19 protein-coding genes, 1 tRNA gene and 1 riboswitch are annotated in these 17,852 nt (G+C 71.0%); of the genes, 6 read left to right on the forward strand and 14 right to left on the reverse strand.

Annotation, left to right across the window (positions count from 1 at the left end; all coding sequences use genetic code 11):
* Window positions 1-64 precede the first annotated feature (64 nt).
* Window positions 65-907 (reverse strand): transglutaminase-like domain-containing protein, encoded by an 843-nt coding sequence (locus JOD63_RS09365; protein ID WP_045274116.1) that lies wholly within the window; start codon window positions 905-907, stop codon window positions 65-67.
* Window positions 908-1,066: 159 nt separating this feature from the next.
* Here JOD63_RS09365 and JOD63_RS09370 point away from each other — a divergent pair, with 159 nt between their 5' ends.
* Window positions 1,067-1,879, forward strand: a complete 813-nt coding sequence (locus tag JOD63_RS09370; RefSeq protein ID WP_045274115.1) for an SGNH/GDSL hydrolase family protein — start codon at window positions 1,067-1,069, stop codon at window positions 1,877-1,879.
* A 54-nt stretch (window positions 1,880-1,933) separates the two neighbouring features.
* Window positions 1,934-2,006, forward strand: a tRNA-Arg gene (locus tag JOD63_RS09375).
* 96 nt (window positions 2,007-2,102) lie between these two features.
* Here the strand turns inward: JOD63_RS09375 and JOD63_RS09380 are convergent.
* The 10 genes from JOD63_RS09380 to JOD63_RS09425 all read right to left on the reverse strand — a co-directional run bounded on the left by JOD63_RS09380 (window position 2,103) and on the right by JOD63_RS09425 (window position 11,520).
* A complete protein-coding gene (locus tag JOD63_RS09380; RefSeq protein ID WP_245243892.1) occupies window positions 2,103-2,873 on the reverse strand; it encodes a nucleotidyl transferase AbiEii/AbiGii toxin family protein in 771 nt (256 codons plus the stop codon).
* On the reverse strand, window positions 2,866-3,516 hold the full coding sequence (locus tag JOD63_RS09385) for a type IV toxin-antitoxin system AbiEi family antitoxin domain-containing protein (protein ID WP_052682253.1): 651 nt from the start codon (window positions 3,514-3,516) through the stop codon (window positions 2,866-2,868). Before JOD63_RS09385 ends, JOD63_RS09380 begins: the two co-directional genes overlap by 8 nt.
* 239 nt (window positions 3,517-3,755) lie before the next feature.
* Entirely contained in the window at window positions 3,756-4,589 is an 834-nt protein-coding gene (locus JOD63_RS09390) for a mechanosensitive ion channel domain-containing protein (protein WP_045274113.1), read from the reverse strand.
* A gap of 34 nt (window positions 4,590-4,623) precedes the next feature.
* Complete coding sequence (locus JOD63_RS09395) at window positions 4,624-5,187, reverse strand: manganese efflux pump MntP (RefSeq protein WP_045274112.1); 564 nt, start codon at window positions 5,185-5,187, stop codon at window positions 4,624-4,626.
* 158 nt (window positions 5,188-5,345) lie between these two features.
* Window positions 5,346-6,995, reverse strand: coding sequence for a M28 family metallopeptidase (locus JOD63_RS09400; RefSeq protein ID WP_084613296.1), 1,650 nt, complete (start codon window positions 6,993-6,995; stop codon window positions 5,346-5,348).
* Between the two features lie 187 nt (window positions 6,996-7,182).
* Window positions 7,183-7,503 (reverse strand): DMT family transporter, encoded by a 321-nt coding sequence (locus JOD63_RS09405; protein ID WP_045274111.1) that lies wholly within the window; start codon window positions 7,501-7,503, stop codon window positions 7,183-7,185.
* A 9-nt stretch (window positions 7,504-7,512) separates the two neighbouring features.
* Window positions 7,513-7,578: riboswitch (guanidine-III (ykkC-III) riboswitch) on the reverse strand.
* 53 nt (window positions 7,579-7,631) lie between these two features.
* Window positions 7,632-8,525 carry a CPBP family intramembrane glutamic endopeptidase gene (locus tag JOD63_RS09410; RefSeq protein WP_211088086.1) on the reverse strand — a complete coding sequence of 298 codons (894 nt, stop codon included), beginning with the start codon at window positions 8,523-8,525 and terminating at the stop codon, window positions 7,632-7,634.
* Between the two features lie 32 nt (window positions 8,526-8,557).
* Window positions 8,558-9,790, reverse strand: a complete 1,233-nt coding sequence (locus JOD63_RS09415; protein ID WP_407664995.1) for an MFS transporter — start codon at window positions 9,788-9,790, stop codon at window positions 8,558-8,560.
* A gap of 92 nt (window positions 9,791-9,882) precedes the next feature.
* Complete coding sequence (trmB, locus tag JOD63_RS09420) at window positions 9,883-10,608, reverse strand: tRNA (guanosine(46)-N7)-methyltransferase TrmB (protein ID WP_045274834.1); 726 nt, start codon at window positions 10,606-10,608, stop codon at window positions 9,883-9,885.
* Between the two features lie 78 nt (window positions 10,609-10,686).
* Window positions 10,687-11,520 carry a DUF3097 domain-containing protein gene (locus tag JOD63_RS09425; protein WP_045274780.1) on the reverse strand — a complete coding sequence of 278 codons (834 nt, stop codon included), beginning with the start codon at window positions 11,518-11,520 and terminating at the stop codon, window positions 10,687-10,689.
* A gap of 156 nt (window positions 11,521-11,676) precedes the next feature.
* Here JOD63_RS09425 and JOD63_RS09430 point away from each other — a divergent pair, with 156 nt between their 5' ends.
* From JOD63_RS09430 to JOD63_RS09445, 4 genes are all read left to right on the forward strand, one after another.
* Window positions 11,677-13,692 (forward strand): TPM domain-containing protein, encoded by a 2,016-nt coding sequence (locus tag JOD63_RS09430; protein WP_045274781.1) that lies wholly within the window; start codon window positions 11,677-11,679, stop codon window positions 13,690-13,692.
* Between the two features lie 99 nt (window positions 13,693-13,791).
* Window positions 13,792-14,550, forward strand: coding sequence for a PspA/IM30 family protein (locus JOD63_RS09435; protein ID WP_045274782.1), 759 nt, complete (start codon window positions 13,792-13,794; stop codon window positions 14,548-14,550).
* 88 nt (window positions 14,551-14,638) lie between these two features.
* Entirely contained in the window at window positions 14,639-15,460 is an 822-nt protein-coding gene (locus JOD63_RS09440) for an arginase family protein (RefSeq protein WP_045274783.1), read from the forward strand.
* 58 nt (window positions 15,461-15,518) lie between these two features.
* Complete coding sequence (locus tag JOD63_RS09445; protein ID WP_045274784.1) at window positions 15,519-15,977, forward strand: hypothetical protein; 459 nt, start codon at window positions 15,519-15,521, stop codon at window positions 15,975-15,977.
* A 48-nt stretch (window positions 15,978-16,025) separates the two neighbouring features.
* On the opposite strand, the gene JOD63_RS09450 is transcribed toward JOD63_RS09445, so the two are convergent.
* The 3 genes from JOD63_RS09450 to JOD63_RS09460 all read right to left on the reverse strand — a co-directional run bounded on the left by JOD63_RS09450 (window position 16,026) and on the right by JOD63_RS09460 (window position 17,817).
* Window positions 16,026-16,484: an SIP domain-containing protein gene (locus JOD63_RS09450; protein ID WP_045274785.1), complete on the reverse strand. Its 459-nt coding sequence runs from the start codon at window positions 16,482-16,484 to the stop codon at window positions 16,026-16,028.
* A 92-nt stretch (window positions 16,485-16,576) separates the two neighbouring features.
* The gene (locus JOD63_RS09455; RefSeq protein WP_045274786.1) at window positions 16,577-17,311 is read right to left on the reverse strand and encodes a tyrosine-protein phosphatase; all 735 of its coding nucleotides are present in this window, start codon (window positions 17,309-17,311) and stop codon (window positions 16,577-16,579) included.
* Window positions 17,308-17,817 carry a carboxymuconolactone decarboxylase family protein gene (locus JOD63_RS09460; protein WP_045274787.1) on the reverse strand — a complete coding sequence of 170 codons (510 nt, stop codon included), beginning with the start codon at window positions 17,815-17,817 and terminating at the stop codon, window positions 17,308-17,310. The genes JOD63_RS09455 and JOD63_RS09460 overlap by 4 nt, the downstream gene beginning before the upstream one ends.
* Window positions 17,818-17,852 lie beyond the last annotated feature (35 nt).

Genomic DNA, 17,852 nt, shown 5'->3' on the forward strand with positions numbered 1-17,852 from the left:
GATTCTAGTTCGTCGCCCTGCCCGCTCCCGCGCCGTGGCGCCGATCTCACGGGCGACCCGGAGGTCAGGCCAGCTGCACGAGCGACGCGAAGTCGTCGGCCGCGGGATCGGCGTCGACCGGAAGCGCGTCGAGGCCGTCGAGCGTCGGCGCATCCGGCACGACCCAGGCGTCGACGCGGAGCCGCTCGAGGCCGACGAAGCCGCCGTGGTAGCTGAGGAACGCGCAGTCTGCGGCATCCCGCCCTGTCGCGATGCGCACGAGCGACCGGCGATTCGCGAGCCGGGTGCCGTCGATGACGTACCACGCGCCGTCGAGGTAGGCCTCGGCGACCGCGTGGAAGTCCATCGGCTGGAGCCCGGGGGCGAAGCAGGCGGCGTAGCGGGCGGGCATGTCCATCGCCCGCAGCAGCGCGATGACGACGTGCGCGTAGTCGCGGCATACGCCCTGACCCGTCATCAGCGTCGTGACGGCGCTGTCGGTCCCCTGGCTGAGCCCCGGCGTATAGGTGGTGCTCGTCGCGACGAAGTCGGAGACCGCCGCGATGAGCTCGTGCCCGTGGATGCCCTTGAACTGACGGCGCGCCTGCTGGAACACCTCGTCGGACTGGCAGTAGCGGCTGGGCCGCAGGTACGTGATCGCCTCGAGGTCGCTGGTGGCGCGGGTCGAGGAGTGCCCCTCGACGGTCGCCTCGTAGCGCACCTCGAGCCGGCCCTGCTCGCCGGTGAGGCGGTGCAGACGACTGCCCGACTGGTCGACGATCTCGGTCGGCGTGTACACGCGATCGCCCTGCGTGAAGGTGAGCTGCTCGCTCGAGACCGGCACACCCTGGGCCGCGGAGATCTGGAAGATGAGGTCGATGGAGGCCCCCAGATCCAGGTCCATCTCAGCGGTCACGACGCGTTGCACCGAAGTATCCTCGCATGCGCTCGGCACCCGTTCCTGCGCGCGTCCACAGCCCCGGTCGAGCAGGCTCCCAGGCTCGGTTCGCGCACCCCGTCCACGCGGCACGGAAACCCTGATCGGAGCGGATGCGGACATCTGGGAAACGTGACGTATCCTTCCTGCATGCACGAGCACGGACGCCTCCGCGTACGGCGTCCGTGGCTCCCCCTCGCGGGTGTCGCCCTCGCCGTCGCGCTGGTGTGTGCGGTCGCCGCCTGGCGCCCGTGGACCCAGACCTCGGCGCCGGTCGCCGCGGTCGACGAGCCCGTCGCCGCAGCCGCGCCCGCCGCTCTCGACGTGCCCGACGACGCCAGCGTGCTGATCTTCGGCGACTCGTGGGTGTACGGATCGGCGGCCGAGGTGCCGACGCTCGGCTTCGCGTACCGCATCGCCGAGAACCTCGGCTGGGATGCCACGGTCGACGGCGTGCGCGGCAGCGGGTATCTCAAGGCGGGCATCGACGGGCCCGACTACGGCACCCGCATCGCCGCGCTCGACCCGTCGCTCGACCTCGACCTGATCATCGTCGAAGGCTCGATCAACGATCGCCGCCTCTACCCCGCCGGCTACCGCGACGCCGTCGTCTCCGCGTGGGACGCGCTCGCGGCCCTCTACCCCGACGCGCAGATCGTCATCCTCGGACCCGCACCGCAGGTGCTGCCGGTGGAGAAGGCGACGGCCCGGATCGACGCCGACCTCGCCGCGCTCGCGGCCGCCCGCAGCTGGTGGTACATCTCGCCGATCGAGCAGGAGTGGATCACCGAGGCGAACTACCTCGACGTGATCGACACCGGCGAGATCGGCCGGGACCACCCGTCGACCGACGGTCACGCCTACCTGGCTGAGCGGCTGGCCGAAGCGCTGGACGGCCTGTCGGGAGCCGCCGAGGTGGTCGCCGATGCGCCCACGATCGACGAGGCCGACCTCACACCCTGACCCGGCCACGACGTCACGGAGCGGCCCTCGCCGGGTGGTAACCTCGATCGGTACGCCTCCGTAGCTCAGGGGATAGAGCGTTGGTTTCCGGTACCAAAGGTCGCAGGTTCGATTCCTGTCGGGGGCACAAACGCTGAAAGGCCGTCCGTCAGGGCGGCCTTTCAGCGTTTCCGACCACGAAAGCAATCGAACAGCCGGCGCAGCCGGCGTGTGACCATCGTCGTCATGACGAGAGCGCTGTGATCGCTTCTCTCACGACGTTCGCTGCGTGCTGTGGCGTCGTCGAGATGACGCACTGATGTGCGAGCGACGCCTCCCAATCACGCTCGCTTGGCACTTCGGTGAAGGAGATTCCCGAGAGGGTCGTGTGTTGGCCGTAGCGGCAATAGAGCTCCGCGGCAGCCTCGTTGATCCAGCCCCTCTCGGCCAGAGCCCAGAGGTCGTACAGGTCGCGCGGTGCGTGCCGGTCCTCCCAGGCGGTGAGCTTGGACGCGACGAACGCTGGCGGAGTGAGCACCTGCAGCCTTGCGGGCGGGGCGTCGCTGTACCGCTGCTCGAGGTCGACGAGCTGCTGCGGCCAGGGCGGGTAACCCTCCGAGGTCAGCAGCTGCACCTGGATGCGCGTGCCCTTGACCTCAAGGATCGACGGCTGCGAGTGCGGCGCTTCGCCGAGGGGCGGGATGAACGTCACAGCACCCAGGGTGCGCCGGAACCGGCGCTGGAACTCCGCCTGGATGCGCGCGCCAACCTCACGCCGGTTACCGAGCGCGATCAGGTCGATATCCTCAGACAGCCGCAGCCCCGGCAGCAGCGTTCGAGAGAGCGCTGTCCCTCCGAAGAAGACGACGTCGCCCTGCGCGGCCGCCGCGATCGCGGCCAGCCCATGGGAGATGACGTGGTCGCGGACGACCTGCCGGGCGCCGACGCCGAACTGCCCCTCGACCGCGCGGCGCTCCTCCGGGTCGAGCACGCCGGGGATCGTCCGGTCAGGCAACGAAAGGTCCATACCTGAGGTCGCGGACCATGTCTCGCACGGCGTCGTTAGCCCGGCCGTACCACTCGCAGATCTCTGCTAGATCATCGCCGCTTACCTGCCCGCGGAAATTCCGCGCGGCATCACGAGCCGCATCCGGCAGCTTGCCCTGGTTCGGCCTCATCAGCAGGTCGTACATCGTCTGACGCGGCGTGGTGACCAGGCCCTCGCCGAGCTCGGTGTCCTCGAGCTGCGCCTCCACCCGGTCGAGGTCGCGAGGAATCATATGCACGGTGCCTCCGCCGTCGAGCCTCACCGGCTGTCGGAGCTCCGGCACCGCAACGGTCGTGACCGCGATCGCGCGTGGGATCGCGGTCCAGTGGCGCGCAGCGCCGAGGCCCATAAGGATGGCGTTGCGCTCTCCGAACCGAGCGGTTGCTACCGCCAGGCCAGCCGCCTCGATCGTCGGCTTCCAGGTGCGACCGTCCTCACCGGCGGGCGGCACGGTGTACACACCCTTGGTGATCCGTGCGACCGCGCCCTGCTCGGCGAGCCGGTCCAGGGCGCGCCAGACGTTGCTGCCAAGCTCCTCGAGGTCCGCATAGCGCGCCGTCCGCAGCGGAGCGCGCTCCATTCTGCGGAGCAGTTCAACGTCGGTCAGCATTCCACCACCTACTTTGTTTATCCCAGTATACGCGAGCGGTATACCCAGATAAAGTAAGTCACCAAAGTTGTCGGTACAGTGCCACAGCTCGGTTCAGTCACTAGTGAGGCCGCGGCCGCGGCCGCGTCTGACCCGCGAGGCTGGTCATCTGAGCTCCGGACCGAGCAGCTACCGCGAGCGGCGGCAACGCTGAAAGGCCGTCCGTCAGGGCGGCCTTTCAGCGTTCGCACGCGTCGCAGTCAGACCGCGCCCGGGCCGACCACCAGCGGCTGGCTCGTGTCGGTCGACACCGCACCCTGCCAGCCGCGCTCGTCGAACAGGTCGCCGATCGCGCGGACGACCGCGCTGGATGCGCTCACGGCATCGGTCGGATCGAACCAGAACTGCACGCGTGCGCGGACGCGCTCGGGCGAGACGGCGACGAACAGCAGCTGCGGGGCGGGCTCGGCCAGCACCGGCCCGACAGCGCGCACGGCGTCGGTCACGGCATCCGTCACCGTGTCGACGAGCACCTCGGTGCGCTCCCACCGCACCTGCACCTCGGCGCGACGCATGCCGTGACGCGTGTGGTTCATGACCGTCGAGCCGAGGAACGCGCTGTTCGGCACGTGCGCGACCCGGCCGTCGAAGGTCGTGACGACGACGGATCGCGAATTGAGGTCGGTGACGGTTCCCGAGAGCCGCTCGCCATCGATGCCCTCGACCATCACCTCTTCGCCGACCTCGACGGGCTTGCGCGTCTGGATCAGCACGCCGGCGGCGAAGTTGTCGGCGACGCCGCGCAGCACCAGCACGGCGACGACGCCCACGACGAGGAAGATCGCCAGAAGCGGCTGCACGTTCGCGCCGAGGAACGCCAGTGCGATGCCGAAGCCGAGGAGGAGCAGGGTGTACTGCGCGGCCCGCGCGACGACCTGAGCCGCCGCGGGGGTCGTGCCGGGCACGCGCCGCATGAGCCGCAGCGCCGTGCGCTTGGCGATGCGCGACCCGATCCAGCCGGCGATCAGCGCGATCAGTGCGAGCGCGGCATCCCACCACGTGATCGTGCCGGTGAAGAACTGGCTGAAGTCCATGCCGCCCAGGATATGGGGAGCGCCCGCCGCCCCGTCAGGCCGAGAGGTGCTCGACGAGGACCTTGACGCCGATGCCGATCAGCACGAGTCCGCCGACGATCTCAGCCGGCTTCTGGAATCGCGTGCCGACGCGGTGGCCGAGCACCACGCCGATATAGGTGAGCGCCCCGGTCACGAGTCCGATCACGGCGACCGCGGGCAGGATGTCGACGTCGAGGAATGCGAAGGTGATGCCGACGGCGAGCGCGTCGATGCTGGTGGCGACGGCGAGCACGAGCAGCTCACGCGCGCGGATGCGGCCCGCCGCGTCGGCATCCGCCTCCCCCGGGCGAAGCGCCTCCCAGATCATCTTCGCGCCCACCAGGAGCAGGAGCGCGAAGGCGACCCAGTGGTCCACCGGAGCGATCAGCGTGCTGAACTGCGCTCCGAGCAGCCACCCGAGAAGAGGCATGAGCGCCTGGAAGAGCCCGAACGTGACAGCGACCAGCAGCGCGTCGCGATGGATGTGGCGCCTCACGCGCACACCCTGCGCGAGCGACACCGCGAACGCGTCGGCCGAGACGCCGACGGCGACGATGAGCAGATTGACGAACGACACACGGCCTCCCCGAGCGGGGGACCGTTCCCTCACGCGGGACCCATCGTGCACGATTCGGCGCGCCGAATGAGGTTCGGTGCGCCGAAACGGCAAACGGGCGGATGCCGGAACTCCCGGCATCCGCCCGTCGCGTGGTGCGCGCCGTCAGCGCGCCGCCGTCACCGGCTGAACCGGTCCTTCATGTCGTGCTCATGGCCGCGGTCGCGGTCGCCCCACTTTCCGTGCCCCTTCCCGTGGCCCTTGCCCGGCTTGCCAGGCTTGGGCGGCTCGACGCCGTTGACCGCGGAGGTGTCGGTCGCGAGCGCGCCGACGGCCGTCGCGAGCGCGTCGGCGTTCACGTCGAGCGCTCCGACGTTGACGTTCCCCTTCAATGCGTAGACCGCATCGAGCTGGTCGTAGAGAGCGGCATCCTGCCCCTCACCCGTGAGGTTGTCGCACGCCGCGTGGTAACACGGGTCGTACGCGGCCCCCGCGACCCCGCCGTACAGGGCGGCCTCGTCGGCGGTCTTCACCCCCTCAGCTCCGGTGAACAGGCCACCGGCGGGGATGCCGATCGCGATGAACGGTCCGTAGTCACTGCGCCCCGAGAACTCGGTGTCCTGGAACGGCTCGCCGCGGCGCTCGTAGAAGGCCTCGAACACGTCCTCGATCTGCGCCGACCCCTCGGGGATGAAACCCTCATCCGCGGTGCCGCTCGAGTTGTCGCCGTCGTACACGCCGTTGATGTAGTTCGGCGAGCCGATCATGTCGAAGTTCAGGTAGAGGGCGATGTCGTCGGCCTCCTCCTGAGCGAGGTTCGCGACGTAGTGCTCCGATCCGAGCAGGCCGCTCTCCTCCGCGCCCCACCATGCGAAGCGCACGGCGTTGTTGGGCTTCGACTTCTTCATCTGGATCGCGGTCTCCAGCAGCGCGGCGCTGCCGGTTCCGTTGTCGTTGATGCCCGCGCCGTCCTGCACGCTGTCGAGGTGCGCCCCGGCCATCACGACGTTGTCATCTCGGCCCGACCTCGTCTCGGCGAGCACGTTGTACGCGGTCCGGACTTCCTCGTCATAGTCCACGGTGACGGTCACCGTCGCACCGGGGGTCGAATAGAGGTCCTCGCCGGTGTCGCTCGTGGCGAACACTGCGGGGATGGTGAGGCCGGTCGCGTCGCCGATCATGCCGACCAGGCCCGTGCGTCCCGGCTGGCCTTCGTTCATGATGACGACACCCGCCGCTCCCGCGGCCTGGGCATTGAGCGCCTTGACGGCGAAACCGCACGTCCCGCGCTGCATGAGCGCGATCGAGCCCGCGGCGAACCCGGCGAAGTCCTCGGCCTCGCACCCGCTCGAGTTGCTGTTCGCCGGGTCGGTGTCTTCGACGATCACCACCCCGACGGGGACGAGTGCGCCCGTGGCGGTCCCTTCGGGACTGCCCGTGTCGAAGGTGTTGCGGAGGAAGTCCGACTCATCGACGTACGAGGTCGGCTGGGGCGAGACGCGCTCGAGGGCGTTGTTCTCGTCGAAGTAGTCGAACTCGAACTCCTGCACCTCGGGGCGATAACCGGCTTTCTTGAGCTCGCGGACGACGTAGTCCACGGAGGCCTGGTAACCCGGGCGGCCGGCGGCGCGGTCGCCGTACTTGTCGGAGACGCGCTGGAGCGCCTCGAGGTGCTTCATGACCGCCTTCACCTTGACGCCCTTCGCGAGCGACGAGCCGAGGTCATCGCGATGCGGCGGGTGGGCGCTCGCCGGTGCGGCGAGCGCCAGAGTGATCGTGAGGGCCGCGGCGGTGGCCCCGGCCAGGACGTGCCTTGCTTTCAACGGCATGATCTTGCCCTTCCGCGACGGCGGGGTCGCCATCGCTCCCAGGCGGATGCTCCCATAGGAACCCCACAGGGAGCGAGGCCCCGACGCGGACCCTCACCGAGCCCTCATCTGCGACGGACTCACGTCGGGCGGTCAGAGGAGGATCCCCGCACGAGGCGGATGCCGGTGTCGCGGCATCCGTCGCCCGTCACTCGTGGCCGACCACCTTCAGCCCCACGACGCAGCCGACGAGGCCGAGGATGAGAAGCATCTTGACGATCGAGAACGCCTCGTCGCCGGTGATCATGGCGTAGGCGACGGTGAGCGAGGCGCCGATGCCGACCCAGACCGCGTAGGCCGTGCCGGTCGAGATGTCGCGCATCGCCCAGGCGAGACCGCCCATGCTGGCGACCAGCGCCACGGCGAACACGACGCTCGGCCAGAGCTTGGTGAAGCCCTCGGACTTGCCGAGCGCGGTCGCCCAGACCGCCTCGAGGACGCCGGACAGGATGAGGATGACCCACGACATGACTGTGCTCCTGGCCAGTCTTGTCGCTCACCGGGTACTGATCCGTCGTCCGGGGATCCGGGTGGGGGATCCGTGGCCGAGCCTATCCCCTCCCGCTGGGCAGCCCCTGGGCAGTCCCCGGCCAGCGGTCAGACGAGGAAGAGTCCGTCCAGGACGCCCGGGTTGTGCGCGTGGACGAGCACGAGGAACACGACGGCGTCGAACAGCAGATGCACGGTCACGACGTACGTGAGCGAGCGCGTCTTCATGAAGATGAAGCCCTGGAGGAGTGCGAACGGGATGGTGAGCAGCGGGCCCCAGGCCTTGTAGCCGAGCTCCCACAGGAACGACACGAACACGACCGCCTGGAGCGTGTTCGCCTGCCAGAACCGGAAGTGGCGCCGCAGCAGCGCGAAGCACGTGCAGATGAAGAACAGCTCGTCCCAGATGCCGACGGCGCCGACGCCCACGAACAGCCGCGCGATGAGCTCCGGCGTGTCGACGACGGGCCAGTTGAGGTAGACACCCGAGGTGATGAAGTAGAACGGCAGGATCAGCCAGCCGAGCCCGAGCACGGCGACCAGCCACGTCCACTGGAAGGCGCTCCACCGACCGCCGCCGCGCCACGGGAAGCGGATGGCACGGTCGCGGTACACCCAGCGCGAGATCACGTAGGGCACGGCTACCGCGCCGCCGAGCGCCAGGGTGAACCGCAGCATCGACAGGTTGTCGAGCTCGGCCTTCAGATCGATGACGCTGACGATCAGCAGCCCCACCGCGATCAGCGACAGGTCCCGCACCAGCGACGGTCGACGGATGCCCCCTGCCGCCGGGTCGTCGTCCGGGGCGCTGGGCCCGTCGGCGTCCCGCCGCTCGATCAGCCAGGCGACGACGAGTCCACCGGCCAGCAGCACCCAGCCGAGCCACGGGATGCGGGCGACGAAGAACGCGGGCGCCGCGAGGCACACGAGGAGTGCCGGCGCGAGGCGCCACGACCATGCCGGGAGCGTCACGACGCGGGCGGGGGCGGGGTGGGCGGGCATGTGCGCGCGGACTCCTTGCAGGTCGGTGCGGGTCAATCGTGCAGCGGGTGCTCGATCTCATCCTGCGGCATCCGCGCCCACACGATGGCGACGATGCCGAAGACGAGGGGGAGGATGCCGGCCACGATGAAGATCGTGGACAGCGGCACGACCTCGGCGATCGGGCCGGCGAGCGCCATCGAGAGGGGCATCAGGGCGAGCGAGACGAAGAAGTCGAGACTCGACACGCGGCCGAGCATGTGGCGCGGCACGCGGCGCTGCAGGAGCGTGCCCCAGATGACGTTGCCGTAGCTGAACCCGAATCCGATGGCGAACATCGAGACGAGCATCAGCCAGTACTGGTCGGTGAGGCCGATGATCACGAAGGGCAGTGTGCTGACGCCCCACACGAGGTTCATCACCGTGAGGTAGCGGCGCGGCAGCTTCATCGACGAGACGACGATCGAGCCGACGACCCCGCCGGCGCCGTACACCGCGAGGAGGAAACCGAACAGGCGGGGGTCCTCCCCCACGCGCTCCCGGAGCACGAAGGGCAGCAGCACCTCCTCGGGCCCGAGCGAGACGAGCACCCACCCCGTGGCGTACAGCAGGGTCGCGAACAGCCAGGGCGTGCGCACCGTGAAGACCACCGCCTCGGCGAGGTCGTGGAACACCGACTTCGCCCGCGCTGCCTCATCGTGAGGAGCCACCGGCTCGGGTCGGAGGAGCAGCAGTCCGACGAACGCCAGGGCGTACGCGACGCAGATGACGATCGCCGCCTGACTCGGGATGAGCGCGGCCAGAAGCATCCCCGCCGTCGCCGGTCCTGCCGCCTGCTGCAGCGCGGGGCGGATCGCGCCCTCGAGGCCGTTCGCGGCGAGCAGCTGCCCCGCCGGGAGGACGCGGGGCAGCATCGCGCTGTACGCCGGGAAGAAGAAGCCCGAGCCCGCGCCGAGGATCAGGGCGACGACCGTCAGGTGGGGAATGGTCACGGTCGCGACGGACCCCGCCACGACGATCGAGGTGATCGCGACGAGGTTCGCCCCTTCAACCGTCCGCATGATCGTGCGGCGCGAGATGCGGTCGGCCACGATGCCGCCCGGGATCGCGCACGCGAGCAGGCCGGTCGCGTTCGCTGCGGCGACGAGCGAGAGCTCGAGGGGTCCGCCGCCCGCGGCGATGACCGAGTACACCATGACGACCGCCCACATGCCGGCGGCGAAGACCGACAGCACGACGGCACCGAACAGCACCCGGAAGTCGCGGTGCCCGAGGGGGCGCAGCACCCGGAGACTGTCGCGTCCCGCGCGCTGCGGATCGGTCTCCGGTTCCGGATCCGGCGGGACCGGGTTCGGGCCCGTCGGATCGACGGGGTGGGTCATGGCCGCGGTCGTCGACGGTAGGCGAGGTCGCGGATGTCGCGGCCCTTCGCGGCGCCCTTGCGCTCGAACGCCGTGACCACGCGTCCGTCGAAGCGCGGCGCCCACTCCCCCTCGAACGCCGGCGTGAAGTCGGCGGCGCCCCCGAGCACCTCGCGCATCTGCAGCGCGTAGTCCTCCCAGTCGGTCGCCAGACGCAGGATGCCGCCGTCGCGGAGCGCCCGCGCCGCGATCTCGGGGAACCCGGTCGCGATCAGACGGCGCTTCGTGTGCTTGTTCTTGTGCCACGGATCGGGGAAGAAGATCCAGATCTCGTCGACGGATGCCTCGGGCAGCAGATGCTGCAGCACCTCGGGCGCGTTCGCCTCGACCAGACGCAGGTTGTCGGCCTCGGCGCGATCTGCGTCGAGCATCGTGCGCGCGAGGCCGGCGCGGAACACCTCGACGGCGAGGTAGTCGGTGTCGGGGTTCGCGGATGCGGCGTGCACGATCGCGTGCCCCTGCCCCGAGCCGATCTCCACGACGAGCGGCGCATCGCGCCCCCACACCGCGGCGGGGTCGATCGCCGATCCGGGGAGCACGCTCGTCGAGGCGACGTCGCGCGGCGGATCCAGCAGGTACCGGGGCGACAGGTCGGTCCACGCCCGCTCCTGCCCGTCCGACATCCGTCCGCCGCGCCGGACGAACGACACCGGCTCCTCGCGGAACGTGCGGGGTGCGGGCATCTGCGCGGCAGGATCGGACACCCCTCCAGGCTACCGATCGCCGGCGACAGCCCCACCCGCCGATTGCTCGACCAGCGGTCAGACGGTGACGAAGTCGATCAGCTCCTCGACCCGGCCGAGGAAGGCCGGTTCGAGGTCGCGGTATGTCTTCACGCGGGCGAGGATGCGCTGCCAGGCCCGCGCGATGTCGGCCTGGTCGCGCGCGGGCCAGCCGAGCGCGCGGCACACGCCCACCTTGTACTCGATGCCGCGCGGGATGTCGGGCCAGCGTTCGATGCCCATGGCGCGCGGGGTGACGCACTGCCAGACGTCGACCCACGGGTGCCCGACGATGAGCAGGTGCGCGCCGTGCCGTCCGCGCATGATCGTGTCGGCGATGCGCGACTCCTTCGACCCTGGCACGAGGTGGTCGACGAGCACGCCGTAGCGGCGCTGCGCCGACGGCGGCTCCTGCTCGAGCAGATCGGCGAGCAGGTCGACTCCCTGCAGGTACTCGACCACCACGCCCTCGGCGCGCAGGTCGTCGCCCCACACCTTCTCGACGAGCTCCGCATCGTGGCGGCCCTCGACGAGGATCCGGCTCGGACGCGCGACGCGGGCACGGCCATCCGGCGCGGCGAACGATCCCGACGCGGTGCGCTGCGGGCCCTTCGGCGCGGTCGCCGTCGGTGCGGTGAGCACGACGTCGGCGCCGTCGACGAGGAAGCCGGGGCCGAGCGGGAAGAGACGGCGCCGACCGTGGCGGTCCTCGAGCTCGACCATGCCCGATGCGAACCCGACCACCGCCCCGCAGTAGCCGTCGGCTGCGACCTCGACGACGAGGTCGTGCGCGGCCTCCACGCGCGGAAGCGTCTTCGCGCTCCGCTCGCGCCAGCCGGCAGCGAGCACATCGGTTCCGTAGCGATCTTCCATGTCTCCTCCGAATCGCACAGGCTACCCGTCGTGCACGTCGCCCCGGTGCAGCGACCCGCGTCGCTGTGCGTCTGCCCAGGCGGGCTACCGGGCCGCGGGCTCCCCTGCATAGACTCGCGGAGGGAGAGCCGCGACGGCGGCTTCGGAGGGGGTTCGATGCTGGCGCGAGGGGCAGCGGCGCTCACGGCAGCGGTCGCGCTCGTGCTCGTGGCGGTGGCGGGCCCGGCGTCCGCGACGGAGCCGGTGAGCCTCGGGTCGAGCTTCGTGCTCGACGACGCCGGAGTGCTCTCGTCGAGCGACACGGCCGAGGCCGAGGCACGCCTGGAGCAGCTGTCGGACGAGACCGACGTCGACATGTGGGTGGTGTTCGTCGACGAGTTCACCGATCCGTCCGACGCGGCGGGCTGGGCGAATGCCACCGCCGACCAGAACAACCTCGGCCCGAATCAATACCTCCTCGCGGTGGCCACCGAAGGCCGCGCGTACTACCTCTCGGGCGACTCCAGCGGTCCGGTGACCGAGGACCAGCTCATCGCGATCGAGCAGGAGCGCATTCAGCCGGCGCTGCGTCAGGACGACTGGGTCGGCGCCGTCGACGCGGCAGCGGACGGCCTCGAAGACGCTGTGGGCGGCGGCACCGGCGGTGCCGCGGGCGACAGCGGCGGGGGCGGCGGATTCCTCACGACGATCCTGGTCATCGCGGCCATCGCGGTGGCGGTCATCCTCATCGTCGTGCTGGTGCGGCGGCGCAAGAAGGGCGGTGCGACGGGCACGACGTCGTCGCCCGCGGCCGAGCAGATCCCGACGGAGGAGCTCGCCCGGCAGGCGGCATCCGCTCTCGTCGACACCGACGACGCGGTGAAGACGAGCGTTCAGGAGCTCGGGTTCGCGAAGGCGCAGTTCGGCGACACCGCGACGGCCGGGTTCGAGGAGGCGATCGCGCTCGCGACCAATCGGCTCGACGAGGCCTTCTCGCTCAAGCAGCAGCTCGACGACGCGACCCCCGACGCACCAGCGGACACGCGAGCCTGGAACTCGCGGATCATCGCGCTGTGCGCGGAAGCCAACGAGGCGCTCGATGCGAAGGCCGCCGAGTTCGACGAGCTGCGCAAGCTCGAGCAGAACGCGCCCGAGGCGCTCGCCCGCGTGCAGCAGGCCCGCGCCGCCGCGGCAGCCGCGATCGAGGCATCCGACGCACGTCTCGCCGAGCTCGGCGGCTCGTACGCACCCGAGGCGCTCGCGACCATCGTCGACAATCCCGACCAGGCGCGTGCGCGCCTCGCGTTCGCCGAGACCCAGCTGACCGAGGCGCAGACGGCGATCGGCGCCGGGGACGGCGGCGCTGCGGCCGTGGGCATCCGTGCGGCCGAAGAGGCGGTCGGTCAGGCCGTGCTCCTCGAGGACGCCGTGGACAAGCTCGCCGCCGACCTCGCCGAGGGCGAGCGGAGCGCCGCGGCGCTCGTGACCGAGCTCGAAGCCGACATCGCCGTTGCCGGCGCCCTCCCCGACTCCGACGGGCAGGTCGCTGCTGCCGTCGCCGCCGCACGCAGCCAGATCGACGCCGCGCGCCCGCACCTGGCCGGCACGGCCAAGCGCCCGCTGATCGCGCTGCAGGGGCTCCAGGCGGCCGACGACCGCATCGACGCCGTCATGAAATCGGTGCGCGACGCGCAGGCGCAGGCCGAGCACGCACGTCAGGCGGTGGGCCGGGCCATCATGCAGGCCCAGTCGCAGGTGTCGGCGGCCGAGGACTACATCACCGCGCGCCGGGGCGCCGTCGGCGCCGACGCCCGCACCCGGCTCGCCGAAGCCGGCGCGTCGCTGGTGCGCGCCCAGCAGCTGCAGCAGGACGATCCGCAGCAGGCGCTCCAGCACGCCCAGCGCGCCGAGCAGCTCGCGGGCCACGCGATCCAGCTCGCGCAGAACGACGTCGGCGCGTTCGGCGGCACCGGCGGCGGCGGCATGGGCGGAGGCGGCGGAGGCGACATGCTCGGCGCGGTCCTCGGCGGCGTGCTGATCAACTCGATGCTCGGCGGCGGAGGCTCCTCCCGCTCGTCGGGCGGCCTCGGCGGCATGTTCGGCGGCGGCGGCGGCTCCTCCCGCGGCGGCATGCGCCCCGGCAGCTTCGGCGGAGGTGGCACCCGCGCCCGCCGGGGGGGTGGTCGCTTCTGACGCACACCGCGCGCAGGGTCGCGGCATCCGACGCCCCGCCCACGCTTACGATCTCCCGACCCACAACCGAACGATCTGTCCGATAGGAAGGAACCCCCGATGGCGAAGCAGTCCATCTTCGGTCGCATCTCGACCCTCGTGAAGGCGAACATCAACGCACTCCTCGACTCCGCCGAGGACCCGCAGAAGATGCTCGACCAGCTCGTGCGCGACTACACCAACTCGATCGCCGACGCCGAGTCGGCCATCGCCGAGACGATCGGCAACCTGCGCCTGCTCGAGCGCGACCACCAGGAGGACGTCCAGGCGGCCGCCGAGTGGGGCAACAAGGCGCTCGCGGCCAGCCGCAAGGCCGACCAGCTGCGCGGGGTCGGCAACACGACCGATGCCGACAAGTTCGACAACCTCGCCAAGATCGCGCTGCAGCGCCAGATCAGCGAGGAGAACGAGGCCAAGGCGATCGCCCCGGCCATCGCCGCGCAGACCGAGGTCGTCGACAAGCTCAAGGACGGCCTCAACGGCATGAAGCAGAAGCTGGACCAGCTGCGGTCCAAGCGCACTGAGCTCCTGTCGCGCGCGAAGGTCGCCGAGGCCCAGAACAAGGTGCACGACGCCGTCAAGTCGATCGACGTGCTCGACCCGACCAGCGAGCTCGGCCGGTTCGAAGACAAGGTGCGTCGTCAGGAGGCGCTGGCTGCCGGCAAGCAGGAGCTCGCGGCATCGAGCCTGGACGCCCAGTTCAACCAGCTCGAAGACGTCGGTGAGCTCACCGAGGTCGAGGCGCGCCTGGCCGCGCTCAAGGGCGGAGCCCCGTCGCAGGCGGCGATCGACGCGCCGAGCGCGCCGTACACGCCGTAACCCGCGCGTGCGCACCGTCGGGCGCCGCATCCCTCGCCGGATGCGGCGCCCGACGCCGTTTCCGCCCGTGGTGCGGGATGATGAGAGGATGACGCGCTATCTCGTCGTCCCGCAGTGGCAGGGCAGTCCCTCGTCGCGCGCGATGCAGCTCATCGACGGCGCCGAGGCGATCGCCGGCGACCTGCCGAGGTCGGCGACCACCGTGCTCGATGTGCCGATGGAAGCCGGCGAAGCGCTCGAGACCGGCGTCAGCCGGCTGTCGTCGCTGCGGCGCGTGCGCGAGCAGCTCGCCGCAACCCTCGCCGGGCACACCGAACCCGTGCTCACCGTCGGTGGCGACTGCGGCATCGCGCTCGAGCCGATCGCCCACGCAGCCCGGAGCACCGCAGACCTCGCCGTCGTGTGGCTCGACGCGCACCCCGATCTCAACACGCCCGAGTCCTCCCCGTCGGGCGCCTTCTCGGGCATGGTGCTGCGCGCGGTGCTCGGCCACGGCGTCGACGGGCTCTCGCTCGACGCCGGCACCGTGCGACCCGAGCGCGTGGTCGTCGCCGGCGCCCGGTCGTTCGACGAACCCGAGCTCTCGGCGACCGCTGAACTCGGCATCACCGTCCTGACGGTCGACGCCCTCCGCCGCGCCGACGCCCTGGCCGACGCGGTCGCCGCGACCGGCGCGTCGGGCGTGTTCATCCACGTCGACATCGACGTGCTCGATCCCGCCGAGCTCGCGGGCAATGCCCACCCCGAGCCGTTCGGCGCGACAGTCGCCGAGATCACCGCCGCGATCACCGCGGTGCGCGCGCGGATGCCACTCGTCGGCGCATCCCTCGCCGGATACTCCCCTGCCTCGCTCGCCGCCGCGACCGACGACCTGGGTGCGATCCTGCGCGTCGTCTCGGTGCTCGCATGACGGGAGACCGCCTGAGGGGTGTCTGCGCGACGGGTTTCGGCGCGACGGGCGTGGGCGCATGAGTCCGATCCCGACCCCACCCGCGGGGTGGCGCGCCGTAGCGGATCGCGCGCTCGAACGCGGCCGGCGTCTCGACCGCCTCATCCCCGGGTTCCTGCTGGACTCGCCGATCAGCGCTCTCGGCTACGCGTACGGATGCGCGGTCGGGTGGGTGTGGGGGTCGCTCTGGAGCACCGGACGCGTCGAGCGCCGCGGGGGCCTCTGGGTGTTCCGCGGCATGCCGAACTGGACGTTCGGGCGGGGCGGCGTCTGCGTCGGCGGATGCTTCCTCACGGGTGACGCCCCGGTGAGCGACCGGCTGCTGCGGCACGAGGCGGTGCACATGCGGCAGTGGCGGCGCTACGGCCTGCTGATGCCGCTGCTGTACCTCGCGGCGGGGAGGAACCCGCTGCGGAACCGGTTCGAGATCGAGGCAGGCCTCGAGGACGGCAACTACGTGCCGCGCGGATCGGTCTGACAGGCGGCGATCGACCCGGAGGCGTCAGCCCCTCGGATCAGGTGTCGCTCAGCGGGCGACGGCGATCCCGTACTGCTCGGGGGCGTGGATGCGCGCCGCGTCGACGCCGAGCGCGATGAGGTGGTCGACGATGTCGGCGGTGCCGAGGTAGCCGCCGAGCAGGTTCACGCGGGTCTGGTCGTCGTCGATGCAGAGCATCTCGTCGGCCCAGCCGGTCACCGCGCGCGCCAGCGCCTCGCCGGCGGCGCAGCCGCGGCTCGTGCCCGGTGCTCCCGATCGCCGCGAGCGGTCGAGCCACGTGACGACCATGCGGCTCGGTGCCACGATCTCGGACTGCCAGGTGGCGTCGGGAACCTCGATGAACACGCGACCGGTCGAGCAGATGGGCAGCGTCGCGAGGAGCGCCTCGAGGTCGGCGAGCGAATGCTCGTCGGCCGTGATGAGGTGCTGCACCCGCGTGTGCCGCGACGCGCGGCAGGCGGCTGCGCTGTGCTCGGTGGTGGTCATGATGACCCCATCATACCCCGGGCGAAGGGTTGCCTTACCTCACTCGCGTCGATTCGTCACATGACGACGCATCGAGCCGGTGATACCGCGGGTCAGCGCACGATGAGCGTGCGGGCCAGCTCATCGACCTCGTCATCTGCCAGCCCGTGGGCGAGGAGATAGCCGCGGGGCGATCCGAACCGGGCGCGGAGGTCGCCGAGGAGTCCGCGCATCACGGGCGCCGGCGACCGCGTCGCGAGCTCCTCGATGTTGCGCGCTCGGGGGTGCATGGCGCTCAGGATCTCGACGACCCGCGCGTTGCGACGCGCGGGCAGCAGCGACTCGGTGCGCGCGTAGTCGGCGATCACCGCCTCTTCGTCGACACCCGCCGCGGCGAGTGCCAGGGCGACGGTCACCCCGGTGCGGTCCTTGCCCACCGTGCAGTGTACCAGCACCGGCTGCTCCTCGACGATGCCGCGCACGACGTCGACGACGCGGTCGGCCGCATCGTCGACGAGTCGGCGGTACATCTCGCTGAGCGGCACGTCCTCGGTGAAGAACGAGGCCACGGATCCGAGGAAGAGCGGGGTGCGCTGGGTCGTGGCGGCGAGACCCGCCGGCGTCGGCTCGTGCTCGACCTCGTCATCGGCTCGCAGGTCGATGATGCGGCGCAGGCCCAGAGAGCGGACGGCGTCTATGCCGGCGGGCGCCAGCCGCGCGAGGTTGCCCGAGCGGAACAGCACGCCGCCCCGTGTCGACCCCCCGGCCGCCGGGAGCCCGCCGACGTCACGGAAGTTGATCGCCCCGGCGATGTCGAGGGCGCCCGCTGCCGTGCCGTGTGCGTTCACCAGGCCTTGCCCGCAGCGGCGTCGCTGTCTTCGTCGGCCAGGTCGTCGCGCGGCGGCACCGCGTAGCGCCCCGCGATCGCGACGCGGTTGAACGCGTTGATCGACACCAGGATCCAGCTGAGTGCGACATACTCCTGCTCACTCAGGATGCCGCCGACATGGTTGTAGACATCGTCGGGAACGCCGTCCTCGTGGATGAAGACGTGCGCCTCGGCGAGCTCGAAGCTCGCCCGCTCACGGTCGCTGAACACCCCCGAGTCCCGCCACACCGGCAGCTGAGCGATCACATCGGCAGAGACCCCGGCTGCCACCGCACGCTCGACGTGCACGCGCACGCAGTAGGAGCATCCGTTGAGCTGCGACGCATGGATCTGCACCAGCTCCTTCAGGCGGGGCTCGATCCCCGCGGCGTCGGCGACCGCACCCACCGACTTCGAGAACTCGGCGAGCGCCTGGTACGCCGGGCGGGCCGATCTCGACAGGTGCACACGACGCTCTTCGCTCATGCCCGCCAGCCTACCGACGACCACCCGGAGCCGGG

The sequence above is a fragment of the Microbacterium terrae genome, from assembly GCF_017831975.1.
Classification (GTDB): domain Bacteria; phylum Actinomycetota; class Actinomycetes; order Actinomycetales; family Microbacteriaceae; genus Microbacterium; species Microbacterium terrae.